This window comes from Streptomyces sp. NPDC002787 (assembly GCF_053592095.1).
The window spans coordinates 52,016-76,684 of the sequence record NZ_JBSFVC010000016.1 but is presented as its reverse complement, the minus strand read 5'-3'; the positions used below and the strand labels follow the sequence as shown (position 1 = coordinate 76,684).

The window sequence follows — 24,669 nt, the reverse complement described above, 5'->3', positions numbered from 1 at the left end:
GGCGCCCTCGGTGACGGATCATGGCGGCATGTCTGCCAACCCACACGACGCACTGCCGATCCGGCTCAACGTCGACGACAGCGACTCCCCGTCCGATGTCGTCGACGCGCTGTTCCTCGGCCGTTTCGCGACGGGCGAGCAGCCGTACGCGCACGCGGCGAACATCGACCGGGTACGGTCCGGGGCCACCCTGCTGCCGCCGGGCGCCCGGGTGCTGCGCTCCGCACGGGACGACGACCGCAGCGCGACCCTCGCCGAGGGCGACGGCTGGACCGTGCTGATCTCCCGCTGGAACCGCGGCGCCGACGTCACGGTCACCGCGACCACCGCCGAGCTCGCGGAGAAGGTGCTCGGCCAGGCCACCGACGGCGCGGCCGACGAGCCCGAGCCGCAGCCGGAGAACGTGACGATGGGCTTCTGGTACGTCTCGCCGCGCCGGGGCCCGCACCGTACGACCCGGCAGATCTCGGCGGGCACCTGGGAAGAGGTACGGCCGAACTACACGGCGCCGGTGGCGGACGCGATGGACCGCCTGATGAAGACGACCCCCGAGGACATCGCGGGCCGCCTCCTGCTGCTGCACGGCCCGCCCGGCACCGGCAAGACCTCCGCGCTGCGTACGCTGGCCCGTTCCTGGCGGGACTGGTGCCAGGTCGACTGCGTCCTGGACCCCGAGCGGCTCTTCTCCGACGTCGGGTATCTGATGGACATCGCGATCGGCGAGGAGGACGCGGCGGGCAAGGGCCGCTGGCGGCTGCTGCTCCTGGAGGACTGCGACGAGCTGATCCGCGGGGAGGCCAAGCACACGGCGGGCCAGGCGCTCTCCCGCCTGCTGAACCTGACGGACGGCCTGCTCGGCCAGGGGCGCAACGTCCTGGTCGGCGTCACCACCAACGAGGACCTGGAGCGCCTGCACCCCGCCGTGGTCCGCCCCGGCCGCTGCCTCGCCCGGATCGAGGTGGGCGCCCTGACCCGCGCGGAGGCGGTGAACTGGCTCGGCACGGACGAGGGCGTCGGCCGCGAGGGCGCGACGCTCGCCGAGCTGTACGCGCTGCGTCGCGGCACGTCACCGACGTCACTGCCGGAGCCGCGGGGCGGAGCGGACGCGGGTCTGTACCTGTAGTGCTTTGATAGCCGTATGACCCTGTTCGTCGGCACGTCGGGGTGGCAGTACAAGGACTGGCGGGGCGCCCTCTACCCGGAGGGCTGCCCCACCCGGCTCTGGCTGGAGGAGTACGCGGCGCGGTTCGCGACGGTCGAGCTCAACAACGCGTTCTACCGGCTGCCCACGCGGGAGAACTTCGAGGCGTGGCGGGCACGGGTGCCGGAGGACTTCGTGGTCGCGGTGAAGGCGAGCCGGTATCTGACCCACATCAAGCGGCTGCAGGACCCCGAGGAGCCGGTGCACCGGCTCCTGAGCCACGCGGAGGGGCTGGGTGACCGTCTGGGGCCGGTCCTGCTCCAGCTGCCGCCGACGCTACGGGCCGACGCGGGGCTCCTGGACACCTGCCTCGGCTGCTTCCGCCCACGCACCCGGATCGCGGTCGAGCCCCGCCATGACTCCTGGTGGACGCCGGAGGTCCGCGAGGTCCTGGAGTCCCGCGGTGCGGCCCTGTGCTGGGCCGACGTACGGGCCCGCCCGGCCACACCGCTGTGGCGCACCACCGACTGGGGCTACCTCCGCCTCCACCAGGGCCGAGCACGTCCCTGGCCCCGCTACGGCCGTCAGTCCCTCACCACCTGGGCCGTCCGCATCGCCGACACCTGGCCCGCCGACGCCGACACCTACGTGTACTTCAACAACGACCCCCACGCGGCGGCGGTGGAGGACGCGATGACGTTCGCACGGGCGGCGAAGAAGACGGGCCTGAACCCGACCCGCGTCCCGGACCACTTGTCCCGGACGTGACCGCTCACCTGTGTCCACCGCGACGACGCTCAGCCACAGCGGCGCGTTTCGGTGGTGCCGAACCCGCCTCAGCCCCCGGTGGCCCTCTCTACTGCGCGTACGCCGCCCGCAGGGCATCGCGGGCCACCGCCAGGGCCTCCGCCTCGCTCAGCCCCAGCCGGTGCGCCCTCTCCGCGTACGCCGCTGCCCCTGCCGCGGCCTCGCGCTCCGCAGCCGAGCCGGCGGCAGCCACGAACGTCCCGTTGCGCCCCCGCGTCTCGATCACCCCGTCCGTCTCCAGCGCCCGATACGCCTTGGCGACGGTGTTGGCGGCGAGCCCGAGCTGCTCGGCGAGCCCCCGTACGGTGGGCAGCCGGTACCCCACGGGGAGCGCCCCCGAGCGGGCCTGTTCGGAGATCTGGGCGCGCACCTGCTCGTAGGGCGCGGCCCCCTCCACGATGCGAATCTTCAAGGTCACGCGGTGATTGTCCCGTACCCGCCGGAAATTCGGAGGCAGCCGCCGTGCGCCCCGCGTAGCGTGCGCTCCCATGACACTGATCGTGCGCGACCTCCGCGCCGCCGACACCGCGGACGCCGAGGCCTTCGTCGAGGTACGACGGCTGGCCCTGCCCTTCATGGTCAGCACCGCCGAGTCCCTCCTCCACGACGCCACGCACGCGACTGCCGATGCCCACTACCAGCAGCTGGTCGCCGAGGCGGACGGCGAGGTGATCGGCACCGTACAGATGGGCATCGCCGACGACAGCCCCGTACCGGGCCAGGGCTACCTGAACGTGTACGTGCACCCGGAGCATCTGCGCCGGGGTGCCGGCGCCCTGCTGGTGCGCACCGCCGAGCAGCGGCTGACGGCGGTGGGGGCGAAGCGGCTGCTGTCGTGGGTGCTGGACACTCCGGCGAACCGCGCGTTCGCCGAGCGGCGCGGCTACACTCCCAGCCGCTCCGCCCACTTCCTCCGCCTGGACCTGGCGCACGGCGCCCTCCCTCCGCTGCAGCCCCCGCCGGAGGGCGTCGAGCTGCGCACGGCCGCCGACTTCGCCGAGGACCCGCGCCCCCTGTTCGACTTGGACGCGGAGGCCTCGGCGGACGAACCCGGCGACCTCGACGCGGAGTTCGACGACTACCGGCTGTGGCTCGCGGAGACCTTTCGCCACCCGCTGCTGGACCACGGACTGAGCACGGTGGTCGTCGTGGACGGCACGCCCGTCGCGTTCACCGCCGTCCGCACGGACGGCCGGGACCGCTACTTCACCGGCATGACCGGCACCGCCCGCGCATTCCGCGGCCGGGGCCTCGCCAAGCTCGCCAAGAACGACTCCCTGCACCGAGCCCGCGCCGCCGGCTACAGGGAGGCGTTCACCGGCAACGACAGCGGCAACGGGCCGATGCTCGCGGTCAACAAGTGGTTCGGTTACGAGGTGTGCGCCACGGAGGTGCGGTATGTCCGAGAACTCGGCTGAGTCCCTGGAGGAGTTGGACGTCGTCCTGCTCAAGGCGGGCCGTACGAAGATCCGTTATCCCGCGCGGCTGTTGAGCGACGACGGCACCCGGATCGCGGTCCGCGCCTCCTGGGCGAGCGACGGCGTACGGGACTTCGGCTTCGTACGGTTCGAGCCCGGTGACGTCTTCACCGAGTACTACTGGCGCGACCGGTGGTACGCCGTGAAGGAGGTCCGGGACGCGCGCGGCCGGCTGAAGGGCTGGTACTGCGACATCACCCGCCCGGCGACGCTCTCCGGCGGGGAACTCGTCGTCGAGGACCTCGACCTGGACCTGTGGCGCTCCGCCGACGGCACGACCGTACTGCGGCTGGACGAGGACGAGTTCGCGGAGAGCGGGCTCGCGGAGAGCGACCCCGAGGCCGCCGGGGCCGCCGTCACCGCCCTCGACGAACTGGAAGTGTTCGCCACCGTCGATGGGGGCCTGGAGTCGCTCCTGGCGTAGACCGAGCCGGGAGCTGGCGGACGGTGCCGACATGGACGGTGTCGGCGTGGACGGTGCCGACATGGACGGTGTCGGCGCGGGCGGTACGCGGGTGGGCGCTCAGAGACGGGCCAGCACCGCGTACCGCTCGTCCTCGACCTCCTTGCCCCACAGGGGCGAGTCGTCCCCCAGCCACTCCACCACCGCCTCGGGCACGAGCGGCGCGACCAGCGCGTGCAGCCGCTCGGCGGGTATGCCGACCGGGCTGACCGTGCCCCAGACACCCTCGACCAGCACGAGCCGTCCTCCGGGCCGGAGCAGTCCGCACCAGCGGCGCAGGACGCGCCCCGGCTCGGGCAGGGTCCACAGGACATGGCGGACGAGGATCACGTCGAACCGCTCCTCCCCCACGGGCGGTGCCGCCGCGTCGCCGACGAGGAACACGGCGGGACGCCCGGCGAGTTTGGCGCGGGCGAGGGCGACCATGGCCGGCGAGGAGTCGACTCCGGTCACCCGGTGCCCCTGCTCGGTCGCGAGGAGTGACAGGCTGCCCGTGCCGCAGCCGAGGTCGAGGACGTCGGAGGCGCGACTCGGCAACCAGTCCCGCAACCGGGCCTCCCAGGCCTCCCGGACGACAGGTTCCCGCAGGCCATGATCGGGTTCGTCGTCGAAAGCGGCGGCTTCCGCGTCCCAGTCGACGGCCGCCGGGGCGTCATCCGCCGCCGCGTTCTTCGCTGTTTCAGGGGCTCGGGAGGTTTCACCGTCGTCGATGTTGGTCATGCCGCCAGAGTGACACCTGCCACTGACAGTCCCGATGGTGACAGCCGCCACTGACAGAGCACGAACGATGAGGAACGCTCCCGGAACATGTCTATCTCCGTGAAACCGCGGAACACGGTAGACGCAAGGAGGCAGCCATGCGCCGTACGACCGTGCAGAAGCCCCTGAGGAAGTCCACGTCCCGCCGCGTGCGGGACGAGGCAGAGGAACGCCCCGTCGAGCGCCGGGAAGTGCGGAAGGACATCGCGCGCACCTGGTGGCCGGACGGCTGAGCACACGCTGCTGGGCCGCCCGACCGGCGTCGTGAGCGGGCTACCGCAGGGTGCGGTCCAGCAGGTCCAGCAGGGCGGCCCAGTGGCGTTCCGCCGCGTCGGCGTCGTAGGAGGCGGTGTCGGCCTGGGTGTAGCCGTGGGGTGCGCCCGTGTAGACCTCGGTGCGGTGGCGGACGCCCGCCGCGGTGAGGGCCTTGTCGAGCAGCTCGATCTGCTCCGGAGGCAGGGACGGGTCCTGGTCGGCGTGACCGAGGTACACCTCGCCGGTGATCCGGCCGCCGCGAGGTGCGGGCTGTCCGGGTCTTCGGTCGCCAGGCGGCCACCGTGGAAGCCGGCCGCCGCGGCCACCCTCTCCGGGAAGGCACCGGCGGTGTACAGCGCCAGCCGGGCGCCCATGCAGTAGCCGGTGATCCCGACGGGCCCGTCGGCGGCCCGCGGGTTCTCGGCCAGCCACCCCAGGTACGCCGCCGCGTCCCGCTGCGCGAGTTCCGGCGTGAGCGTCAGCATGACCGGCAGGATCTGGTCCCACAGCTCCGGACGTACTGCAGGGTCGATGAACTCGGGCAGGTCGAACACCGGGGTACGTCTTGAGCGGTAGAAGACATTGGGTACGAGGACCGTGTACCCGGCACCGGCCAACCGGTCGGCCATGGCCTTCAGATGCGGTCGCAGCCCGAACGCGTCCATGTACAACAGGACCGCCGGATGCGAGGCGTCGTCGTCGGGATGGACGAGATAGGCGTCGGCCGTACCGTCCTCGGTGGCGATGTCCACGGATGTTCCACGCACGGCGGTCATGGCCGCTCCTCTTCTTCTCGCTCTTCTCACCGGCTGATCGTTCCGATCGCTCAACCCATCACCAACTGACGTGAACGGGCGCATTGTTCCGCGCCCAGGTAAGAATCGGATCACCGGCCGGTACGGGACCCCGCTTTCCTGAGCCCTCGGTTAGCCCCTCCTTAACGCGACCATAAGGATCTCCCGCACCGGCCCTCAGTAGGCGATTTCACGGTTCCTCGGGGCTAGTTTGCTGATCGCCCCCGGCGCCCGGGTCCGATCCGGTGCCGTCCAGGACCGCTTCGAGGAGTGCCCCCATGCCCGCTGCCCGCCGCAAGGCCGCCGCGGCCGCCGGTGCCGTCGGTGTCGCCCCGCTCGCCCTGACCGCGTTCGCCGCCGGGCCCGCCGTGGCGCACGGTTCGCTGGGCGACCCGGTGAGCCGGGTGGCGCAGTGCTACGCGGAGGGCCCCGAGAGCCCCAGGTCGGCGGCCTGCCGGGCGGCGGTCGCGGCCGGCGGCACGCAGGCGCTGTACGACTGGAACGGCGTACGGATCGGTGACGCGGCCGGCCGCCACCGGGAGCTGATCCCGGACGGCAAGCTGTGCGCCGCCGGCAACGAGGCGTTCAAGGGCCTCGACCTGGCCCGCGCGGACTGGCCGGCGACGAGTGTGCGCGCCGGGTCGCACACCTTCAAGTTCCGGGTGACCGCCCCGCACAAGGGCACTTTCACGGTGTACGTCACCAAGGCCGGCCACGACCCGTCCCAGCCGCTCGCCTGGGACGACCTCGACCTCGCGGACCCGGTCGCGACGGCCACCGCCCCGGCCGCGTCGGGTGGCTTCTACACGTTCTCCGGCACCCTCCCGCAGCGCTCCGGCAGGCATCTGCTGTACGCGGTCTGGCAGCGCTCGGACAGCCCGGAGGCGTTCTACTCCTGTTCGGACGTCACCTTCGGCGGCGGCGGTGCGGGCGACGGCAGCGCCTCCGCGCCCTCCGAGGAGCAGATCGAGGACGGTGCCGACGAGTCGACCGTCGAGCACGGCGGCCACGGCGACGACGACGCGGACACGACGACGGGCCCGACCCCGAAGGCGTCGGAGAAGGCGACGGAGAAGCCGTCGGCACAGGCGTCCGCCGACACGACCTCCGCCGACGTGTCACCTACCGCGAAGTCGACGACGGCCGACGGGTCGACCGCGGGTACCGGCCTCGCGGAACCCGCCGGCGGCAAGGAGGGCCTCGCGGACACCGGTGGCGACGGCGGGACCGCGTACCTGGCCCTCGGCGGCGCGGCCGTCCTGGCGGCCGGTTCCTCCCTCCTCTTCGCCGCGGCCCGCCGCCGTGCGACGAGCGGCGGGCGGCACGGCCGCTGACGACTTCCGGGGCCTGCCCGGCGGCTCAGGCCGGACAGGCCCCGGCGGAACGTACCGGCACGTGTCAGCCGACGGCCGAGAGACAGGTCGTCGGGGTGGCGCGGGCCGGGTCGAGGGCGTTGGCGACCTCGTGGAACGCGATGCGGTCGAGGAGGCCGATCGCCGCGTGCTCGGAGAGGTCGAGCGAGCAGAGGTCCTGGATGAGGATGTTGCGGACGTTCGGCCCGTCGAGGAACTGGGTCCGGTACGGCGTGACCACCTCGTCGTACTTGGTGGCGAGGACCGTGTAGGCGACGCCGGGCACGGTGTCGCCGCCGGCGTTGAGCTTGGTCATGAAGGCGGACCCGGCCACCTGGTCGGCGAGGGCCGGTGTGGCGCCGGACAGGAGGTCACCGGCGCCGGGGAAGTACTCCAGGAGTTCGGTGAGACCGTTCAGGGTGGTGCCGTGGTTGGAGGGCGCGATGCCGACGAGGGCGTTCACCTCCGCGGCGCCGCCGAGGAACTTGAGGTAGTAGCGGGGCATCATGCCGCCCTGCGAGTGGCCGACGAGATCGGCCTCGGCGGCGCCGGTCGCGGCGAGCACCTTGTCGACGAAGGCGTCCAGTTGTTCCGCCGACTTGTCGATGGGGCCGAGCCCGTTGAAGAAGGCGACGCCGGGGAGTTGTCCGTAGTCGAGGGAGTAGACGCAGTAGCCGCGGTGGACGAGGTACGGCGCGAGGCCCAGCCAGTTGTCGACGGAGTTGGCGAAGGTCCCGTGGACGAGGACGACGGGGCGGGGGTGGGCGCTGGAGGGCTCGCAGGTGTAGTCGTTCCAGCCACGGCTGGGCGCGGCGGCCGTGTCGGCGGCCTGGGCGGCGGTGACGGGGACGAGGGTCGCGGCGGCGGCCAGACACAGGGCGGCCAAGGGTCTGAGCAGGCGCTTCCAGGGCAGCATCGGGTGATCTCCTTGCGGCTCAAGGGACGTGCGACGACGTTCGCCCTGTGATCCGGATCACGAGGATGCTGTTCTTCTTCGCCAAGTTACGGGCGAGTAGAAAAAGTGGGAAGTTACGCGTCAGTAAAAACTTCAAGTGATGCCCGTGGCCCACTGACACGTGACGCCGAACCGTCACCAGACGGTTGGCGTCACGCGGCCAGCGTCCCCGGCATCACCGCGTGGGGGCCGAACTTGGCGCGAGCCAGGTCGGCGATCTCCTCGATACGGCGGAGCTTCTCGTCGACGGGGTCGAAGGCGAGCTGATGGGAGGCCTGGTCGGCGGGGATGAGGCCCTCGGCGCGCAGGGCTATCGCGCGCACGCGGGCGCGCTGGAGGCCGAGGGCGTCGTACATGGCGTAGGCCGCCGCCGTCAGCGCCGGGGAGTGGGCGGTCGGTTCCTTGAGCGTGCGGGTGCGGATCGTCGAAGAACGGTCGGCGTAGCGCACGGTGAGGGTCAGGGTGCTGCAGACCTTCTCCAGGGCGCGCAGCCGGGAGCCCAGTTCCTCGGTGCCGGCGAGCAGCGCACGGCGGTGCCGGTCCGGGTTCAACTCGTCGTGGAGGAAGGGCTGTTCGGTGGCGAGGGCGCGGGAGACGGCGTTCGGTACGACCCGGCCGCGGTCGACGCCGTTCGCCTTCTCGTGCAGCTCACGGCCGGTCCTCGCGCCGACCAGGCGCTGGAGTGTGGACAGGGGCGCGCCGGCGACCCCGCCGAGGGTGTCGAGGCCGTACTCGCACAGCGTGCGGGCGGTCGCGGTGCCGACGCCGGGCAGCGCGGCGACCGGCAGTTCGGCGAGGAAGTCCACGACGAGGTCCTCGGGGACCGCGCACGGCGATCCGGGCATCGCCGCCCCCAGCGCGAGCCGCGCCAGCAGCGGTCCGGGCCCGGCGCCGATCACACAGTCGACGCCGTACAGCGCGAGGGCGCGGACCCGGATCAGCCGGGCCAGTTCCTCGGCGTCCCGGCCGAAGTACCGCTCGGCGCCCCGCAGATCGGCCAGCGCCCCGTCCGGCGGCAGCGCCTCCACGACCGGGGTGAAGTCCTCGAGCAGACCCAGCAGTCCGGGCAGGGCCGCCTCGTACCCCGGCGGCAGCTGGAAACGTACACAGAGGATGGTCATCCCGCACTCCCTGGGCTCTGGTGCCACAACTTCCGTACTCGTGAGGGGCCTTGTGAAGGCTCTTCGCCCGCGGGCCGCAGATCGGCCCACGGGTGCATCTCGTAACCGGTGGACATGTGGATACGGCGGCCGGTGTCGCCGCCTCGTCCGCCATCGGGGGCGCTGCCGGTGTCGCCGCTCGCCGGAACGCCATCGGTGTCGCCGTCCGCCGCGCCCCCGGCGCCCACGCGCTCCGCCAGCCGGGGCGCCACCGCGTCGAGGCCGCCCTCGCGCCGCAGCTCCACCAGTTCGGCGAGGTTCCAGGCGGCCGCGCCCACCACGCTGAGGCTGCGCGGGCCGCGCCGCTGCACCACCCCGCGCACCAGCAGCAGCCAGGAGTGGAAGACGGTGTGGGCGCACGCGTCGTGGGAGTCGTCGAAGAAGGCGAGGTCGACCAGGCCCGTGCCGTCGTCGAGGGTGGTGAAGATGACCCGTTTGCCGGAGCGGATCGGCGGGGTCTGGGTCGCCACCCGGGCGCCCGCGACCAGCACCGTCTCCCCGTGCCGCGCCTCGCGCAGCCGCCGGGCCGACACCACGCCCAGCTCGTCGAGGAACACCCGGTGGTCGTCCATCAGATTGCGCGAGACGTCCATCGAGAGCACGCCCAGCTCGGCGCTGAGCCGCTCGGCGGAGGACAGGTCCGGCAGACCGGCCGACGCGGTCCGCCGCCCGCCCGCCAACGGCAGCTGACCGCCGCCCGCACCCCGGCCACCCCGGTGCAGCTCGGTCAAGTGCAGTTGCAGATCACGCCGGTTGGCCCCGAACGCGTCCAACGCGCCCACCTGTGCCAGCCGTTGAGCGAGCGGCCGACTCGGCCGGGCCCGCTCCCAGAAGTCCAGCAGCGAGGCGTACGGCTGCCCGTCCGCGATCCGCGCCGCCTCGGCCTCGCTGATGCCGTGCACATCGGAGAGAGCCAGCCGCAGCCCCCAGACCTTGGTCCCCGTTGCCCCTTCCGTCCTCGCCCCTTCCCGCCCCGGTCCTTCCGACCCCTCCGACTCCCCCGATTCAGACACCAGTTCGATACGGTGAGCGACCGCCGACCGGTTCACATCCAACGGCAGGATCGGCACCCCGCGCCGCCGCGCGTCCGCCAGCAGCAGCCGCTTCGGGTACATGCCGGGGTCGTGCGTGAGCAACCCGGCGTAGAACGCCGCCGGATGATGCGCCTTCAGCCACGCCGACTGGTACGTCGGCACCGCGAAGGCCACCGCGTGCGCCTTGCAGAAGCCGTACGACCCGAAGGCCTCGACGATCTCCCAGGTCCGGGCGATCGTCTCGGTGTCGTACCCCTTCGCGGCCGCGTGCTGCGCGAACCAGACCCGGATCCGCCCCTGCGACTCGGGGTCGGAGAGCCCGCGCCGCACCTGGTCCGCCTCGTCCCGGCCGCAGCCCGTCATGAGGTGCACGATGTCGATGATCTGCTCGTGGAAGACGACCACGCCGTACGTCTCCCGCAGCGGCTCCGCCAGGTCGGCGTGCGGATAGCGGACCGGCGCCCGCCCGTGCCGGGCCGCGATGAACGGCCGCACCATGTCGGCGGCGACCGGACCGGGCCGGAAGAGGGAGATGTCGACCACGAGGTCGTGGAAGGTGGCCGGCTGGAGCCGCCCCACCAGGTCCCGCTGCCCCGGCGACTCGATCTGGAAGCAGCCCAACGTCTCGGTGGAACGGATGAGTCGATACGTCGCCGGGTCGCCGGCCCCGCGCTCGAAGTCGAGCGCGTCCAGGTCGACCCGCTCCCCCGTCGCCCTCGCCACCTCCGCCACCGCGTGCGCCATCGCCGACTGCATCCGCACCCCCAGCACATCGAGCTTGAGCAGCCCGAGGTCCTCGACGTCGTCCTTGTCGAACTGGGACATGGGGAACCCCTCGCCGCTGGTCGGCATCACCGGCGTACGGGCGAGGAGGGAGGCGTCGGAGAGGAGCACCCCGCACGGGTGCATGGCGACTCCGCGCGGGAGGGCATCGAGGGACTCGACCAGCTCCCACAGTCGGCCGTACTTCTCCTTCTCGCCCGCCAGCCGACGCAGTTCGGGCAGCTCCTCGAGCGCCGCCCGCGCGTCCCGGGCCCGGATGTGCGGGAAGGACTTGGCGATCCGGTCGATGTCGGCGGGATCCAGGGAGAGGGCCGCGCCCACGTCGCGGACGGCGTGGCGGACACGGTACGTCTCCGGCATCGCGACGGTCGCGACCCGCTCGGTGCCGAACCGGTCGATGATCGCGCGGTAGACCTCCAGGCGGCGTGCGGACTCCACGTCGATGTCGATGTCGGGCAGCGCGACCCGCCGCTTGGACAGGAACCGCTCCATCAGCAGCCCGTGTTCGACGGGGTCGGCGTGGGCGATGCCGAGGAGGTGGTTGACGAGGGAGCCGGCGCCGGAACCGCGCGCGGCGACCCTGATCCCCATCTTCCGTACGTCGTCGACGACTTGAGCGACCGTCAGGAAGTAGGACGCGAAGCCGTGGTGGGCGATGACGTCCAGTTCCCGGTGCATCCGGTCCCAGTACGCGCGCCGGGTGTCGTAGCCGTGCGACAGCATTCCGGCCGCCGCCCGGGAAGCCAGCGCCCGCTGGGCGGTACGGCGGTCCGCGCCGACGAGGTGCGGCTCGGGGAAGTGGACGGTGCCGAGGCCGAGGTCGTCCTCGGGGTCGACCAGGCACTCGGCGGCCGTGGCCCGGGTCTGCTCCAGCAGCCGGTGCGCGGTGTCGCGGCGGTAGCCGGCGGCCTCGACGACCCGCTCGGCGACGGCCAGCATGGCGTCCCCGCCCTTGAGCCAGGCCTCACCGGAGTCCAGCTCGCCCCGGGGGTCGACGGGGACGAGCCGCCGCGCCGCGTCCAGGACGTCGGCGACCGGGCCCATGCCGGGGTCGGCGTACCGGACCGCGTTGCTGAGCACGGGCCGTACCCGCTGCTCGGCGGCGAAGCCGACGGTCCGGGCGGCCAGCCGCAGCGAACCGGGGCCGGTGCCCTCGCGGCCGTGCCACACCGCTTCGAGGCGCAGGGCGTCGCCGTAGATCTCCCGCCAGGGCGCGAGGAGCTTCGCGGCGCGGTCGGGGCGCCCGGCGGCCAGCGCGCGCCCCACGTCGGAGGCGGGGCCGAGGAGCACGGTCAAACCCTCGGAGGCGCACTCCGCCCAGGGCAGCAGCGGCGGTGCGGTGCTTCTCACCGCACCCTCACCGTCCCCCGCATGCGCCGCCGAAACGATTCTGCACAGCCCGGCCCAGCCCTTGGCGCCGTCCCGGGCGAGGAACACCACCCGGGGTGTCGACTCATCGATGAAGGCACCCCCGCGCACGGGAGTACGCCGCCGCGCAGTCCGCCCCACGGAGGGTGTGGGCGTCTCCACCGCCAGCTCCGCCCCGAACAGCGGGCGGACCCCCGCCTTAGCGCAGGCCTTGGCGAACCGGACGGAGCCCGCGAGGGTGTCCCGGTCGGTGAGGGCGAGGGCGTCCATGCCCCGTTCGGAGGCGCGCTCGGCCAGCCGCTCCGGGTGCGAGGCGCCGTAGCGCAGGGAGAACCCGGAGGCGGTGTGCAGATGTGTGAACGCCGACACCCACACCTCCCACCTTCGGTCAACCACTCGGCTCGAACATCAGTTCACAACCTTCCCGCCTCCACCATAGACCACTTTTCGAACTTCTGTACGATCACTGTTCGGCCCCGTCCCACCTGCGCAAACGCCCTCCGACCCGGACCGCGGGGACATGACACAGACGGCCGGCCCCGCTCCCCGCTCCCTCCTTCGGCGAGCTCAAGGACGGCGTCACCCCACGGGCCACGCTGCTCGCCATCGGGGTGCTCGCCCTGCAGTTGCTCTTCATCGCCTCGTACGTGGGGGCGCTGCACAGTCCGAAGCTCAGGGACGTACCGTTCGGTGTGGTCGCGCCGCGGGCGGCGGCCGAGGAGGCGGTGGCCCGGCTGGAGCGACTGCCGGGTGAGCCGCTGGACCCGCGCACGGTGGCCGACGCGGCGGCGGCTCGCGAGCGCATCAAGGACCGGGAGATCGACGGCGCCCTGCTGATCGACCCGGCCGGCACCACCGACACCCTGCTGGTCGCCTCTGGTGGCGGCCGCACCCTCGCGGGCGCGCTGACCACGCTCGTCGCCGCGCTGGAGAAGTCCGAGGGCCGCACGCTGCGGACGGTGGACGTGGCCCCGGCCGACACCGGTGACGCCAACGGGCTCACGTCCTTCTATCTGGTCGTGGGGTGGTGCGTGGGCGGCTATCTGTGTGCGTCGGCGCTGGCCATGAGCGCGGGGGCGCGACCCACCAACATCCGGCGCGGGGTGATCCGGCTCGGCGCCCTGGCGCTGTTCGCGATCGTCGGCGGCCTCGGCGGCGCGGTCATCGCCGGGCCGGTCCTGGGCGCCCTGCCGGGGAGCGTGGCGGCCCTGTGGGGGCTGGGGGCGCTGGTCGTCTTCGCGGTGGGCGCGGCCACACTGGCGCTCCAGTGCGTCTTCGGGATCGCCTGCATCGGAGTGGCCGTGCTGCTGGTGGTGATCGCGGGCAACCCGAGCGCGGGCGGCGCACTGCCGCCACCGCTGCTGCCGCCGTTCTGGGCGGCGATCGGCCCGGCACTGCCACCGGGCGCGGGTGTGTGGGTGGCCCGCTCGATCGCCTACTTCGAGGGCGACGACACCACCGGGCCGCTACTGGTGCTCTCCGCCTGGGCAGCGGCGGGGGCCGCCATCACCGTGGTGATGGCGGCCCTGAGGAAGAAACCGGAGCGCCGGCCCGCCGAAGCCTGAGGGCGATCAGCCGATCTGCGTACCGGTCGCCGACAGTGCCTCGGTGACGGGCTGGAAGAAGGTCTCGCCGCCCGAGGTGCAGTCGCCGCTGCCGCCGGAGGTGAGACCGATGGCCTTGTCGCCCGAGAAGAGCGAGCCGCCGCTGTCGCCGGGCTCGGCGCAGACGTCGGTCTGGATGAGGCCGTTGACGATGTCGCCGCTGCCGTAGTTCACGGTGGCGTCGAGGCCGGTGACCGTGCCGCTGTGGACCTGGGTGGTCGAGCCGCTGCGGGTGACCTTCATACCGACGGTCGCCTCGGCGGCCCCGGAGATGGCCTGGGTGGAGCCGTTGTAGAGGTTCACCTCGCTGGGGTGGTCGACGTCCGCGGTGTACTTGACCAGGCCGTAGTCGTCGCCCGGGAAGCTGGAGGCCTCGTTCTCGCCGATGACCTGGCCGCCGGCCGACCAGGTGGAGATGCCCTCGGTGCAGTGACCGGCCGTCAGGAAGAACGGCTCACCGCCCTTGACCACGTTGAAGCCGAGGGAGCAGCGGCCACTGCCGCCGGTGATGGCGTCGCCGCCCGCGACGAAGGGCTTGTACTCGCCCTTGGTGCGCTTGAGTTCGGCCTTCGTACCGAGGCCGTCGACGACCTTGGTGAGTCTCGCCAGCTCGGTCGCGGAGACGGTGCGGTCCGCGGTGACGACGACCTTGTTGGTCGTCGGGTCGGTGGCCCAGGCGGTGCCGGGGATGGTGGCGTCCTCCTTGAGGGTCGCCCTGGCGCTCTTCAGCTCGGCGAGGGAGTTCTCGACGATGCGGGCCTTGGCGCCGGCCGCCTCGACCGTCTCGGCGGCGGCCTCGTCGAGGACGTTCACGACGAGGAGCTTGCTCTTCGCGTCGTAATACGTTCCCGCGGCGTCGGCGCCGAGGTCCGCGTCGAGAGTCAGGGCGAGCTTTCCGGCCGCCGTGATGGAGAGCGCTTTCGGCTCGGGGGTCGGCGCGGTCTCGCTCGCGTTCGCAGTCTGGAAGGTCACTCCCGCGGCGACCAGCGCGGCGATGCCCGCACCCGTCACGACGGCACGGCGCCTGGGTATACGTCGGTGCTTCAACTCACGTCCTCCTGTGGGGGTTGGACGAAGAGGGCCGTGGGGACCCCCTTCGACCGGAAGGCGTACGGGCAAGGAGGCGGCGGACGAGAAAAAACGCCGCGTCCATGCCAACTGTGCGGCGCCAACTATTCCTAGGCGCACAGGGGGCACACAAGGTCGAGTTCAGGCCGAGCACACAACGCGGGCGCACGCCCCCTATGTCATTACCGTCCGGTAACGCCCCACCTGACGGTCCCTGGAATTCGCACTGCAAACACAGGAAGCAACGACCCCTTCAGCAACGGGTGAGGTCTAGTCCTGTCTGAAACTCGCCCCAGGGAGGTCCGGATGCAAACGTGCCCCGTGGGGCGGGAGTTGCTTCCGCATCGGCTTTGCCCTCGAGTGCGGGTTCGGTGAGGGCTTCTCGCGCAGTTCCCCGTGCCTCTCAATGCCTGCGCCCTCAAGGCCCGCGCCCCCGAAGGCCCGCGCCCCTCAGGCCCGCGGCCCTTCGGGGCGAAAAAGCACGGGCGGGCGGTGGGCGCGGGGAAGCCGAACGAGGGCGAGCCCCCGCACATCATGCGTGCGGGGGCTCGCCTGCTGCTGGCCGCAGCTGAGTGGGACCGGCGCCGGGGGGAAGTGCGCCGGTTTCCCATTCGACCTGTTGGACGGGTTGGACGTGTTGGACCTGTGAGGCCATTGGACCTGTTCCGCTGTTCTGCCTCTCAGGCCTGTTCGGGCCTCGCAGACCTGTTCGACCTAGTAGACCGCGACGCCGTACGCGCTCAGGGCCTCGGTGACCGGCTGGAAGAAGGTCGTGCCGCCGGAGGTGCAGTTGCCGCTGCCGCCGGAGGTGAGACCGTACGCCACACCGTTGCTGCCGTAGAGCGGACCGCCGGAGTCGCCGGGCTCGGCGCAGACCGTGGTCTGGATCATGCCGTAGACGATGTCGCCGCCGCCGTAGTTCACGGTCGCGTTGAGGGCGGTCACCCGTCCGGTGCGCGTACCGGTGGTGGAGCCGGTACGGATGACGTTGGTGCCCACGCTCGGGGTGGCGGCGCTGGTGATGTCCACGCTGCCGGCGGTGCCGTCCTTGGCGATGGACGTGTTGCTGTAGCGCACGATGCCGTAGTCGTTGGTCGGGAAGCTCGACCCGGTGGTCGGGCCGAGGACCGTGGTGCGGCCGGAGTTGGAGTACCAGGTGCCCGCGCCGTCGGTGCAGTGACCGGCGGTCAGGAAGTAGTAGGTGCTCCCGCTGCGAACGTTGAAGCCGAGGGAGCAGCGCCAGCTACTCGCATAGATGGCGTCGCCACCCTTGATCAGCTTGTTGAACTTGCCGGGGGTCCGCTTGATCGTCAGGGCGCCGGCGTTCTCGCCCGCCGCCTCCTGGATCTTCGCGAGCTCGGCCTGGGAGACGGTACTGTCGATGGTGACGACGACCTTGTCCGTCGCCGGGTCGATCGCCCAGGCGGTGCCGGGGATGTCGGCCTTGAGCACCGAGGAGCTGGCGCTCTTCAGTTCGGAGGCGCTGAACGTCTGGGTGTTCGCCGCGCTGGCGGTGGGGACGGTGGCGGCGGCCGCGGCCACGAGTCCGGTGGTCACGGCGATCAGCCGGGTCCGTCTCGCTATGCCGCTGCGGGGGGTGGTGCGCTTGATCCTCACTGTTCGTTCCCTCCAAAGGGAAGTCGGGGGCCCGCGTGGGGTCGGGGCCCGTGAGGCGCAGATCAGGGGCATCGGTCCGGATTCCGAACACGCCGTGCCCCTGACAAGGCGCTGGGGGGAAGTATTCGGCCGTACCGCCGACCCACGCAAGAGTGCCTTTCGGCCTCTCGGAATCCAACCGGCGTGCCGTCCACGACAGTTGATCCCACCAGGCCATATGTGCGGGTTATGTGTGAATGTTGAGCGCCCCTCAGAGAGACCGGCGAACGGGTCGTCGGAGCAGGCCGCAAGACCCGCGAGCACCGACCACCATCATCATCGGCCGGTACTCCCCGCACCCCTCGAGGCAGCCGCTCGGAGTACCCGACTGGGCCACCCGGGGGTGTCCTGAACCCATTCGTCGGGTTGTCCAGGCTCCCCGGGGCCAGGAGTCGTCAGCAGTCGCAGCCGCAGTCACAGCAGTCGCAGCAGTCGCAGTCCCGGCAGCAGCCCTCCCTCTTCTTCCGCGACCAGGGACCTTCGTACTCCTTCGCACAGCACAACTGGCAGGTGCAGCACAACAGCCAGAACATCCCGCACCCCGCCCAGAACCCCCGCCGCCTCGGCGGCTGCGGCGCCGGCACCCCACCGAAGCCGCCACCCCCGCCACCGCCACCGAACGGATTCCCACCACCGCCGGCATACGGATTCCCCCCGCTCCCGCTCCCCTCATATGGAATCCCGCCGCCCGCCGCATACGGATTGCCCGGCACCGGTCCACCGCCGCCCGACTTATGGGACGAGCACACCGGCACGGTCCCGAACGCCCGGTCCACCGACCTGCGCAGTTCGTGCACGAGCAGCAGATGGGCCAGCTTGCCGTCCACGAAGTCGGTCTCGCGCAGGGCGAGCCGGATGCCGTGCAGGGCGTCGTCGGCGAGCCGCCGGGCCTCGGCCAGGGAGGTCCCCGTGGCGGTCAGCGGGTTCCACGCGCCGGAGGCGGCGTCGGCGGCCTGGTCCTCCACGGCGTCCAGCAGATGGGCGAGCCGCCCGAAGAGCCGGCCGGCCTCGGCGAGCGGTTCGGCGTTCCCCGGCCGTCCGGCCAGTGTCGCGGTGTACGCGAAGGCCGCCGCGGTCGCCGTCTCGGTCGGCTCGGTGACCGTCAGCAGCGGAGTGCCGAGACCGGCGAGCGCCTCGATGCCGACCTGCCGGTCCACGGCGTCGACCAGCACCGCCGTGTCGAACCCGACGTCCGCTCCCGTACGCGCCCCGGCGCGTCCCCAGTTCGTCGCGACCCGGCGCGCGGCGCGCGCCACCGGCTTGCGCGCCAGCAGTCCGTCCCCGTCGGCCACGTGGTCGCGCACCTTGGCCGAGGCGAGCACCAGCGAGACGGCGGCGGCGAGCCGCGCGCCCTCCCCCTGTGCCACGGAGGCGGTGCGCATCCCGCGCAGCGGGCAGGGCCCGGCGGTCCGCCGCCAGTCGGTGCTCCGCTCGGCCTGAGCCTCTGTCAGAACCGAGACCAGCAAACCGTCATAATTGGTGACGACCCGGGCGAACTGCCCGTGGTCTCCGCGCAGCGCGAGACAGAGCCCGCACAGATGTGCCATCCACTGCGTCCGAAGCCCTTCACCAAGCCGATGGCTACAGGGCCTGACTATTCCGAACACGACACTCCCCCGTGTCTCCGTGCGCTCGTCGATCGTGCCGCATCGTAGCCGCCGGAACGTTCACCCGGACGCACCGCCACTCACCCAAACGCCGCGAACAATATTATTTCACTCCCCGTCAGCAGGTGTGTACAGCGAAGCCCTTGGGGCACATGGACTCTCGACGAATTCGTTCTGCACCAGTACCGTCACGAAACCCCCGTGCGGCGTCTATCCACTTGGCGAGACATCCGCATCATGGACGACGATAGGGATGCGGAAAGCACGAAAGACCGCTGCGAGAGGAGGCGTCCATGGGATCGGTGCGCAAGGCGAGTGCCTGGCTTGGCCTCGTCGACGACAACGATGACGAGCGTTACTACGACGACGACTACGCCGATGAGCGGGAGTCCGGCTCCGGCGAGGCCTGGGTCACCGACCCTCGCGTCAAGGTCGCGTCCGAGTCCGCGCAGGAGCAGGGCCGCCGGATCGGCACGGTCACACCGGACAGCTTCCGTGACGCCCGGCACATCGGCGAGCTCTTCCGGGACGGCGTCCCGGTGATCATGAACCTGACGAACATGGAGGCCGCCGACGCCAAGCGTGTCGTCGACTTCGCGGCCGGCCTGATCTTCGGGCTGCGCGGTTCCATCGAGCGGGTGTCCAACCGCGTGTTCCTGCTGACCCCCGCCGACACGGAGATCGTCAGCGGCGAGGTCGCGAGCCGTCCGGTCGACGGCTTCTTCAACCAGAGCTGAGGCAGGGCCGCTCGCCGGCCCCGTCTTCCGGTGCGCGGGTCATGCGGCGCGGCTCACCGGAAGGCGTCGACACCGGTGAGCGCCTTGCCCAGCACAGTTGGTGCAGACCCCGATCGCCTCGCGGCCCAGCACAGTTGGTGCCGGCAGACCCCGATCGCCTCGGGACGTTGTGCGTCTTGCCGAAGTTGATCTGCTCGGGACGGAGCCGTCCCGCGTCCATTCGCCGCCCCCGTTGGTGGGCGAGCAGAATCCCCTTGTGCAACTCGGTTGCCGCGTCGGCGAGTTCGGCCCGAGTGAGCTGGAAACCACCGATCGGATTTCCGAACTGCCCCGCGTCTGCGCGTATTCGACGGCCGCCTCGAATATCACCCGCGCGCCCCCGTCGAGCCCCACACGATTCCGCAGCGGGCGCGCGAAGGACAACTCAGCGGTCCTTTCCGCCCCGTGACCTCCGGCATACCTTCCGCCCGCCCACCCCACCCATCGCCGTGCCCACCCTGCCCAACTGCGGGCAGTCGTGCCGCTGGGACGATGGGGGCACCTCCCGCTCGAGCGAAACCGAGAGTGGGGGAGGGTGGTCGCAGCGGCACCCGGCAAGCGCCGGTGAGCGAAACCCCGGCCGGCCCCAGCACCAGCAGAGGGCGCCGGACACACTTCAGCGCACCGACTCCGCCCGCACCGGCGTGGCCGCCTTGGCCTCCCGCGGCCCCGGAACCTCCGCCCCGCACTCCATCCCCCGCGGCAGCCGCAGGGCCATCACCGCGCCGAGCACGAGCAGCGCCGCACTCACCAGCAGCGTCACATGCAGCCCATGGACGAAGGAGTCGCGGGCGGCGTGCCGGAGGGCCTCACCCGAGGACCCGCCCAGCCGGTCGGCGACCTCGTACGCCTCCCCGAGCGAATGCCCGGCGGCGGCGGACGCCGAGCCGGGAACCCCCGGCACGGACGACAGCCCGGGCGCGTACGCCGCGTTCATCACGCTGCCGAGGAGGGCGATCCCGATGCCGGCGCCCAGCTGGTAGGACGTCTCACCGATCGCGGCCGCCCCGCCCGCCGAGGACGCGGGCGCCTCGCTCAGCATCGACTCGTACGCCCCGAAGAGCGTCGTCTCCAGACCGAAGCCCAGCAGGACGAACCCGGCGAGGAGCAGCCCCGCGTTGTCATGGCGCCCCATCGCCGTGAGCAGGACGACGGCGAAGGCGGTGAGGCAGAAGCCGAGGGACACCATGCGGCGCGGCCCGAAGCGCTGCAGCATGTGGGAGCCGACGAGCCCGGCCGCCATCGCGGCGATGGTCAGCGGCAGGAGTCGCAGACCCGTCTCCAGGGGGGACAGCCCGAGGACCAGTTGCAGATACTGCGCGGCGATCAGCTCCAGGCCCACCAGCGCGAGCATCGCGAGGACGATGCAGCCGACGGACGTGCTGAACGCGGGGCGCGCGAACATCCGCAGGTCGACCAGTGGATGCGTCCGGCGCCGCTGCCGTCGTACGAACGCGATCAGCAGCCCGCCGCCGACGAGGAGCGCCGACGCCGCGCCGGGGTCGAACGGCGGGTGTCCGCCGCCGAGCCGCTTCACGCCGAAGACGATGCCGAAGAGGCCGACGGCGGCCATCAGGGCACCGATCACGTCCCACGGACCGTCGCGGTCGCCCGTCGACTCGGGCAGCAGCAGCCGTCCGATCGGCAGGCTGACCAGCATCAGCGGGATGTTGACCAGGAAGACCGAACCCCACCAGAAGTGCTCCAGCAGGAACCCGCCGAGCAGCGGCCCGACGGCCGCGCCCACGGCGGCGACCGCGCTCCAGACACCGATGGCGAGCGCCCGCTCGCGCCGGTCGGGGAAGACCTGGCGCAGGATCGACAGCGTCGCGGGCATGATCATCGCGCCGCCGACGCCGAGCAGGGCGCGGGCCGCGATCAGGACCTGCGGGTTGTCCGCGCAGGCGGCGAGCCCGGAGGCGACGCCGAAGAGGGCGTAGCCGAGCAGGAGGATCCGTCTGCGGCCGACCCGGTCGCCGAGCGTGCCGAAGAGGATCAGCAGCGAGGCGCAGACCAGCGGGTAGACGTCGACGATCCAGAGCAGCTCCATGCCGCTCGGCCTGATGTCCTCGGTGACGGCGGGGACCGCCACGTGCAGCACGGTGGCGTCGACGGCGACGAGCAGCAGGCTGACGCAGAGGACGACGAGGACGACCCATCGGTTTGCACCGGCGCCGGCACCGGCCCCGCGACGGCGTCGTGCGGCGGCCGTGGGCGTCCCGGACATGTACGTACCTCCCAGATGCTCTCGCGTTCGGCGGAACCACGGGGCGGGGACTCCCCGGCGGCTACGGTCCAGGAGGAGCGGTGTCCCGGACCCGCGCTACGAAAGGCGAGCGAGCGGTCAGCGTACGCGAGTTCCGGCCGGTGAGGCGTGGCGGGTCTCTCATGGAACCCTCATGTGACGTGTGGCATGCGCCACGCCGTGGGGCCGGCCACCGGTCCTCCATGACTCCTTCATCACTCGTCCGCGGCCCGTCCGGGGCCCGTCTGTCACGTTCCCTCACGGTCCCTCACGTGACGGCGTCCCGGCCGGTTCCTGGCTCCGCCGATAATCGAGCGCGTGACCGATCTTGCTACGCGCCCGGCGCCGCCCCTTCTGCGGCGGGCCGCCCCCGCACTCCTCGGGTACGCCGCCGTGCGCACCCTGGGCCTCGTCGCCCTCGCCCTGTGGAGCGCGGCGCGCGGCAAGAGCGCCCTGACGCTGCTGTCGGCCCGCTGGGACTCGCTCTGGTACACCCGCGTCGCCGAACTCGGTTACGGCTACGAGGTGCGTCTGCCGAACGGCGACGTCCACTCGAACCTGGCCTTCTTCCCCCTGCTGCCGTGGCTGGAGCGGGCCGTGTCGTCGCTCACGCCGCTGTCGTACGCCCATGCCGGCCTCGTCGTGGGCACGCTGGCCTCGCTCGCCTCGGCCTGGGGGATCTTCGCGGTCGCCGACCATGTGTACGGGCACCGGGTCGGGGTGTGCGCGGTGCTGCTGTGGGCGGTGCTGCCGGTCGGGATCGTGCAGTCGATGGCGTATACGGAGTCCCTGTTCACCGCTCTGGCCGCCTGGTCGCTGTACGCCGTCCTGACCGGTCGCTGGGTGACGGCGGGGGCCCTTGCGGCGCTCGCCGGGCTGACCCGTCCGGTGGGACTCGCGGTGGTCGCGGCCGTGTGGGCGGCGGCGATCACGTCGTACATACGGGCCCGGCGGCACGACGATCCGCCGCTCGCCGGAGACCCGGTCCCCACTCCCCCGTTCGTACGGATCCGGAGCGCGGAAGCACAGGACGGCGCTCTCCTTTGGGCACGCGCCCTCGGAATGCTCCTGGCGCCCCTGGGTGCCGCGGGCTACGTCCTGTGGGTCGGCCACCGCACGGGCAAGGGGCTGTTGGGCTATCTGGACGTCCAGGCGGGGTGGCGCAACGGTTTCGACGGCGGCTACGCGTTCGCCCGTTTCGTCGCCGAAAAGTTCACGTCGTTCCCGTCGGCTTTGGCGGGTGTCGGGCTGATCATCGCAGTGGCGTCGCTCATCTGGCTGTACGTCACGTGCCTACGTCAGCGGCAGCCGCTGACGCTGCTGGTCTACACGGGGGTCGTCGTCGCGCTGGCGCTGTGCGCGTCGAGCTACTTCGGCTCCAAACCCCGTCTGCTGATGCCCGCCTTCCCTCTGCTGCTGCCCCTCGCCCGCGCCCTGGCCCGCGCGCGTACGCCCAGGTCAGCGGTGATTTTCGGTGGTGTCGCGGTGGTGTCGGCGGTCTACGGCGCGTTCTGGCTGAATGGCTCCGGTCCCCCCTGACCGGTCGCCACGGAGGGCGAGCAGGCGGGTAATTCCATGCAAGCTTTCGGTGAACGAATTCAAAAGGGCTCCAAAACGACCGCTCTCTATTGCACCATGGAATTGAAGGCGAAGCGGCGCAGCGATTCGCCATTCAGCAGAAATAAACATCAATCTGAGAGCAATCCCACATCACGGCGTCATCACAAAGCCGGTGATTCACGCCGCGTCGGAGCTCACTCGCTGTAACGTCGATTGAGTGCGTACCGAACTAAAGCCGACCCGTCTGGACCGGGTCTTCTCCAGGCTGGACCGTGAGCCGGAACGGCCGGCCCACATCGATGTACCGGTGATGACCCGGCACCGGGTGGTGCTGTTCTCCTCCACCCTCGCCTTCTACGTCGCCATCGTGTGGGCCGTCCTCATCACCTCGTGGCTCGTGCGGCTCGACTGGCAGATCATGTTCTTCCGGCCGTACCAGCAGTGGCCGGAGATCCACGCGTTCCTCGACTACTACGTGGTCCTGGGCCAGCGCGGCCCCACCGCCGTCATGGTCGCCGCCTGGCTGGGCTGGCGCTCCTGGAGACAGCACACCCTGCGCCCGATGCTCGCGCTCGGCGTCTCGCTGCTGCTGCTCAACATCACCGTCGGCGCCGCCAAGCTCGGCATGGGCCGGCTCGGCCCGCACTACGCCACCGAGATCGGCTCCAACGAGATGTGGCTCGGAGGCGACATATTTCCTTCGGGGCACACCGCGAACGCCGTGGTGACGTGGGGCATCCTGGCCTATCTGGCATCGACACCGAGGGCCCGGCGCTGGCTGTCCGCGCTGTCGGCCGTGACCTCGCTCGGCGTCGGTCTCACCACGGTCTACCTCGGTACGCACTGGTTGAGCGACGTCCTGCTGGGCTGGGCCGCCGGTCTGCTGATCCTGCTGGCGCTGCCCTGGTTCGAGCCGCTGATCGCCCGCGCCGAGGCCTGGCTCTTCTCCCTGCGGGACACCTGGCGCGACCGTCGTACGGCGCCCGTGCCGGTGGCAGCCCCGACGCCCGCCGCGGTGGGCACGGCCTCGCTGCGGGGGCCCGAGGAGGAGCCCGCGAGCGTCCGCGACACCGGTGCCGCGGCCCGCGCCCCCCATCCCCCGATCGTGCCCGTGCACCTGGCGCCGGGACCGCACCTGACCAGGCCGGAGCGGACTCCGGTGACCCCGGTCGGCTCCCGCCGACCGCCCCACGCGGACCGGGTCGCCCGCAACGCGACCTCGGCCCGGCCCGTCGCGGGCGGCTGACACGAGACAGCGGGGCCGGTACGCACACCCCAGGCCCCGCACGACCGAAGGCCCGGCTCTCCACGAGCCGGGCCTTCGGTCGTCCAAGCCGATTCAGCCCTTCCAGGCGCGCTTCACCCGGCCGTCCTCGACCTCGAAGTTCAGCCGGCCGAAGCGGTACTCCATGGTGATGATCGCCCCCGGCGGCAGCTTTCTGACGGTGGACCAGCCGCGCTCCCCGGCGCGGCGCTCGGCGCTCGGCGCCTCCAGTCCGACGTAGTCGTCGAGGTTGTCCTGGGGCTCTTCGGGAGAGGGGGGAATGGGTGCCATGACCGCCACGGTAGGCGGCCGAAGGGCTCGCTGTCCTCTCGCAGTCACGCTTCTGTCACAGAACCACGACACGCGTTTCGGCCCAACTCAGTCACACGTACGAGCGGTTCCGTACGCCTTCCGCGCGCTGCCGAGTGCAATTCCCGGTCACTTCGGCACCATCGCCAATAGCCCGTCGGAAAGCATGTCGTGGGCCGTGTGTCCGGTGCGTGTCCGGCCTTTTCCCACCGATTCCCGGACGGCTCCCCG

General features: G+C 71.7%; 19 protein-coding genes and 3 pseudogenes. 10 read left to right on the top strand and 12 right to left on the bottom strand.

Going from position 1 to position 24,669, the window contains the following annotated elements; translation table 11 throughout:
• Nucleotides 1-28: 28 nt before the first annotated feature.
• Nucleotides 29-1,123, top strand: coding sequence for a DUF5925 domain-containing protein (locus tag ACWD26_RS23080; protein ID WP_451272899.1), 1,095 nt, complete (start codon nucleotides 29-31; stop codon nucleotides 1,121-1,123).
• Nucleotides 1,124-1,138: 15 nt separating this feature from the next.
• Nucleotides 1,139-1,909, top strand: a complete 771-nt coding sequence (locus tag ACWD26_RS23075; protein ID WP_451272897.1) for a DUF72 domain-containing protein — start codon at nucleotides 1,139-1,141, stop codon at nucleotides 1,907-1,909.
• A gap of 88 nt (nucleotides 1,910-1,997) precedes the next feature.
• Here ACWD26_RS23075 and ACWD26_RS23070 read toward each other — a convergent pair whose 3' ends face one another.
• On the bottom strand, nucleotides 1,998-2,366 hold the full coding sequence (locus ACWD26_RS23070) for a GntR family transcriptional regulator (RefSeq protein ID WP_451272895.1): 369 nt from the start codon (nucleotides 2,364-2,366) through the stop codon (nucleotides 1,998-2,000).
• A gap of 70 nt (nucleotides 2,367-2,436) precedes the next feature.
• Here ACWD26_RS23070 and ACWD26_RS23065 point away from each other — a divergent pair, with 70 nt between their 5' ends.
• Together ACWD26_RS23065 and ACWD26_RS23060 are read left to right on the top strand one after the other, a co-directional pair.
• Nucleotides 2,437-3,366: a GNAT family N-acetyltransferase gene (locus ACWD26_RS23065; RefSeq protein WP_451272893.1), complete on the top strand. Its 930-nt coding sequence runs from the start codon at nucleotides 2,437-2,439 to the stop codon at nucleotides 3,364-3,366.
• Entirely contained in the window at nucleotides 3,347-3,850 is a 504-nt protein-coding gene (locus ACWD26_RS23060) for a DUF402 domain-containing protein (protein ID WP_451272891.1), read from the top strand. The genes ACWD26_RS23065 and ACWD26_RS23060 overlap by 20 nt, the downstream gene beginning before the upstream one ends.
• 99 nt (nucleotides 3,851-3,949) lie before the next feature.
• Here ACWD26_RS23060 and ACWD26_RS23055 read toward each other — a convergent pair whose 3' ends face one another.
• Nucleotides 3,950-4,609 (bottom strand): class I SAM-dependent methyltransferase, encoded by a 660-nt coding sequence (locus tag ACWD26_RS23055; RefSeq protein WP_451272889.1) that lies wholly within the window; start codon nucleotides 4,607-4,609, stop codon nucleotides 3,950-3,952.
• Nucleotides 4,610-4,746: 137 nt separating this feature from the next.
• On the opposite strand from ACWD26_RS23055, the gene ACWD26_RS23050 reads away from it, so the two are divergent.
• Nucleotides 4,747-4,881, top strand: coding sequence for a hypothetical protein (locus ACWD26_RS23050; RefSeq protein WP_267892331.1), 135 nt, complete (start codon nucleotides 4,747-4,749; stop codon nucleotides 4,879-4,881).
• A 40-nt stretch (nucleotides 4,882-4,921) separates the two neighbouring features.
• Here ACWD26_RS23050 and ACWD26_RS23045 read toward each other — a convergent pair.
• Nucleotides 4,922-5,679, bottom strand: a pseudogene (locus tag ACWD26_RS23045) (dienelactone hydrolase family protein).
• Nucleotides 5,680-5,975: 296 nt separating this feature from the next.
• Here ACWD26_RS23045 and ACWD26_RS23040 point away from each other — a divergent pair.
• On the top strand, nucleotides 5,976-7,031 hold the full coding sequence (locus ACWD26_RS23040; RefSeq protein ID WP_451272887.1) for a lytic polysaccharide monooxygenase auxiliary activity family 9 protein: 1,056 nt from the start codon (nucleotides 5,976-5,978) through the stop codon (nucleotides 7,029-7,031).
• 64 nt (nucleotides 7,032-7,095) lie between these two features.
• Here the strand turns inward: ACWD26_RS23040 and ACWD26_RS23035 are convergent, their stop codons facing one another.
• The 3 genes from ACWD26_RS23035 to ACWD26_RS23025 all read right to left on the bottom strand — a co-directional run bounded on the left by ACWD26_RS23035 (nucleotide 7,096) and on the right by ACWD26_RS23025 (nucleotide 12,718).
• On the bottom strand, nucleotides 7,096-7,965 hold the full coding sequence (locus tag ACWD26_RS23035; RefSeq protein WP_451272885.1) for an esterase/lipase family protein: 870 nt from the start codon (nucleotides 7,963-7,965) through the stop codon (nucleotides 7,096-7,098).
• Between the two features lie 191 nt (nucleotides 7,966-8,156).
• The gene (locus ACWD26_RS23030; protein ID WP_451272883.1) at nucleotides 8,157-9,125 is read right to left on the bottom strand and encodes a DNA polymerase Y family protein; all 969 of its coding nucleotides are present in this window, start codon (nucleotides 9,123-9,125) and stop codon (nucleotides 8,157-8,159) included.
• Nucleotides 9,122-12,718, bottom strand: coding sequence for a DNA polymerase III subunit alpha (locus tag ACWD26_RS23025; RefSeq protein ID WP_451272881.1), 3,597 nt, complete (start codon nucleotides 12,716-12,718; stop codon nucleotides 9,122-9,124). The genes ACWD26_RS23030 and ACWD26_RS23025 overlap by 4 nt, the downstream gene beginning before the upstream one ends.
• A gap of 151 nt (nucleotides 12,719-12,869) precedes the next feature.
• On the opposite strand from ACWD26_RS23025, the pseudogene ACWD26_RS23020 reads away from it, so the two are divergent.
• Nucleotides 12,870-13,914, top strand: a pseudogene (locus ACWD26_RS23020) (DUF3533 domain-containing protein).
• Nucleotides 13,915-13,920: 6 nt separating this feature from the next.
• Here ACWD26_RS23020 and ACWD26_RS23015 read toward each other — a convergent pair.
• The 3 genes from ACWD26_RS23015 to ACWD26_RS23005 all read right to left on the bottom strand — a co-directional run bounded on the left by ACWD26_RS23015 (nucleotide 13,921) and on the right by ACWD26_RS23005 (nucleotide 18,284).
• Complete coding sequence (locus ACWD26_RS23015; RefSeq protein ID WP_451272879.1) at nucleotides 13,921-15,000, bottom strand: S1 family peptidase; 1,080 nt, start codon at nucleotides 14,998-15,000, stop codon at nucleotides 13,921-13,923.
• 735 nt (nucleotides 15,001-15,735) lie between these two features.
• The gene (locus tag ACWD26_RS23010; protein WP_451272877.1) at nucleotides 15,736-16,638 is read right to left on the bottom strand and encodes a S1 family peptidase; all 903 of its coding nucleotides are present in this window, start codon (nucleotides 16,636-16,638) and stop codon (nucleotides 15,736-15,738) included.
• Between the two features lie 434 nt (nucleotides 16,639-17,072).
• Nucleotides 17,073-18,284: a DUF5685 family protein gene (locus tag ACWD26_RS23005; RefSeq protein WP_451272875.1), complete on the bottom strand. Its 1,212-nt coding sequence runs from the start codon at nucleotides 18,282-18,284 to the stop codon at nucleotides 17,073-17,075.
• A 293-nt stretch (nucleotides 18,285-18,577) separates the two neighbouring features.
• Between ACWD26_RS23005 and ACWD26_RS23000 the strand changes: the two genes are divergently transcribed.
• On the top strand, nucleotides 18,578-19,021 hold the full coding sequence (locus tag ACWD26_RS23000; RefSeq protein WP_451272873.1) for a cell division protein SepF: 444 nt from the start codon (nucleotides 18,578-18,580) through the stop codon (nucleotides 19,019-19,021).
• A gap of 140 nt (nucleotides 19,022-19,161) precedes the next feature.
• Here the strand turns inward: ACWD26_RS23000 and ACWD26_RS22995 are convergent.
• Together ACWD26_RS22995 and ACWD26_RS22990 are read right to left on the bottom strand one after the other, a co-directional pair.
• Nucleotides 19,162-19,479 (bottom strand): annotated as a pseudogene (locus tag ACWD26_RS22995) (acyl-CoA dehydrogenase family protein); the annotation flags it as partial.
• A 197-nt stretch (nucleotides 19,480-19,676) separates the two neighbouring features.
• Entirely contained in the window at nucleotides 19,677-21,287 is a 1,611-nt protein-coding gene (locus ACWD26_RS22990; RefSeq protein ID WP_451272871.1) for an MFS transporter, read from the bottom strand.
• Between the two features lie 336 nt (nucleotides 21,288-21,623).
• Here ACWD26_RS22990 and ACWD26_RS22985 point away from each other — a divergent pair, with 336 nt between their 5' ends.
• Complete coding sequence (locus tag ACWD26_RS22985) at nucleotides 21,624-22,844, top strand: glycosyltransferase family 39 protein (protein ID WP_451272869.1); 1,221 nt, start codon at nucleotides 21,624-21,626, stop codon at nucleotides 22,842-22,844.
• A 238-nt stretch (nucleotides 22,845-23,082) separates the two neighbouring features.
• Nucleotides 23,083-24,111: a phosphatase PAP2 family protein gene (locus ACWD26_RS22980; RefSeq protein WP_451272867.1), complete on the top strand. Its 1,029-nt coding sequence runs from the start codon at nucleotides 23,083-23,085 to the stop codon at nucleotides 24,109-24,111.
• 93 nt (nucleotides 24,112-24,204) lie between these two features.
• Here the strand turns inward: ACWD26_RS22980 and ACWD26_RS22975 are convergent, their stop codons facing one another.
• Nucleotides 24,205-24,420 carry an I78 family peptidase inhibitor gene (locus tag ACWD26_RS22975; protein ID WP_451272865.1) on the bottom strand — a complete coding sequence of 72 codons (216 nt, stop codon included), beginning with the start codon at nucleotides 24,418-24,420 and terminating at the stop codon, nucleotides 24,205-24,207.
• Nucleotides 24,421-24,669: the final 249 nt, after the last annotated feature.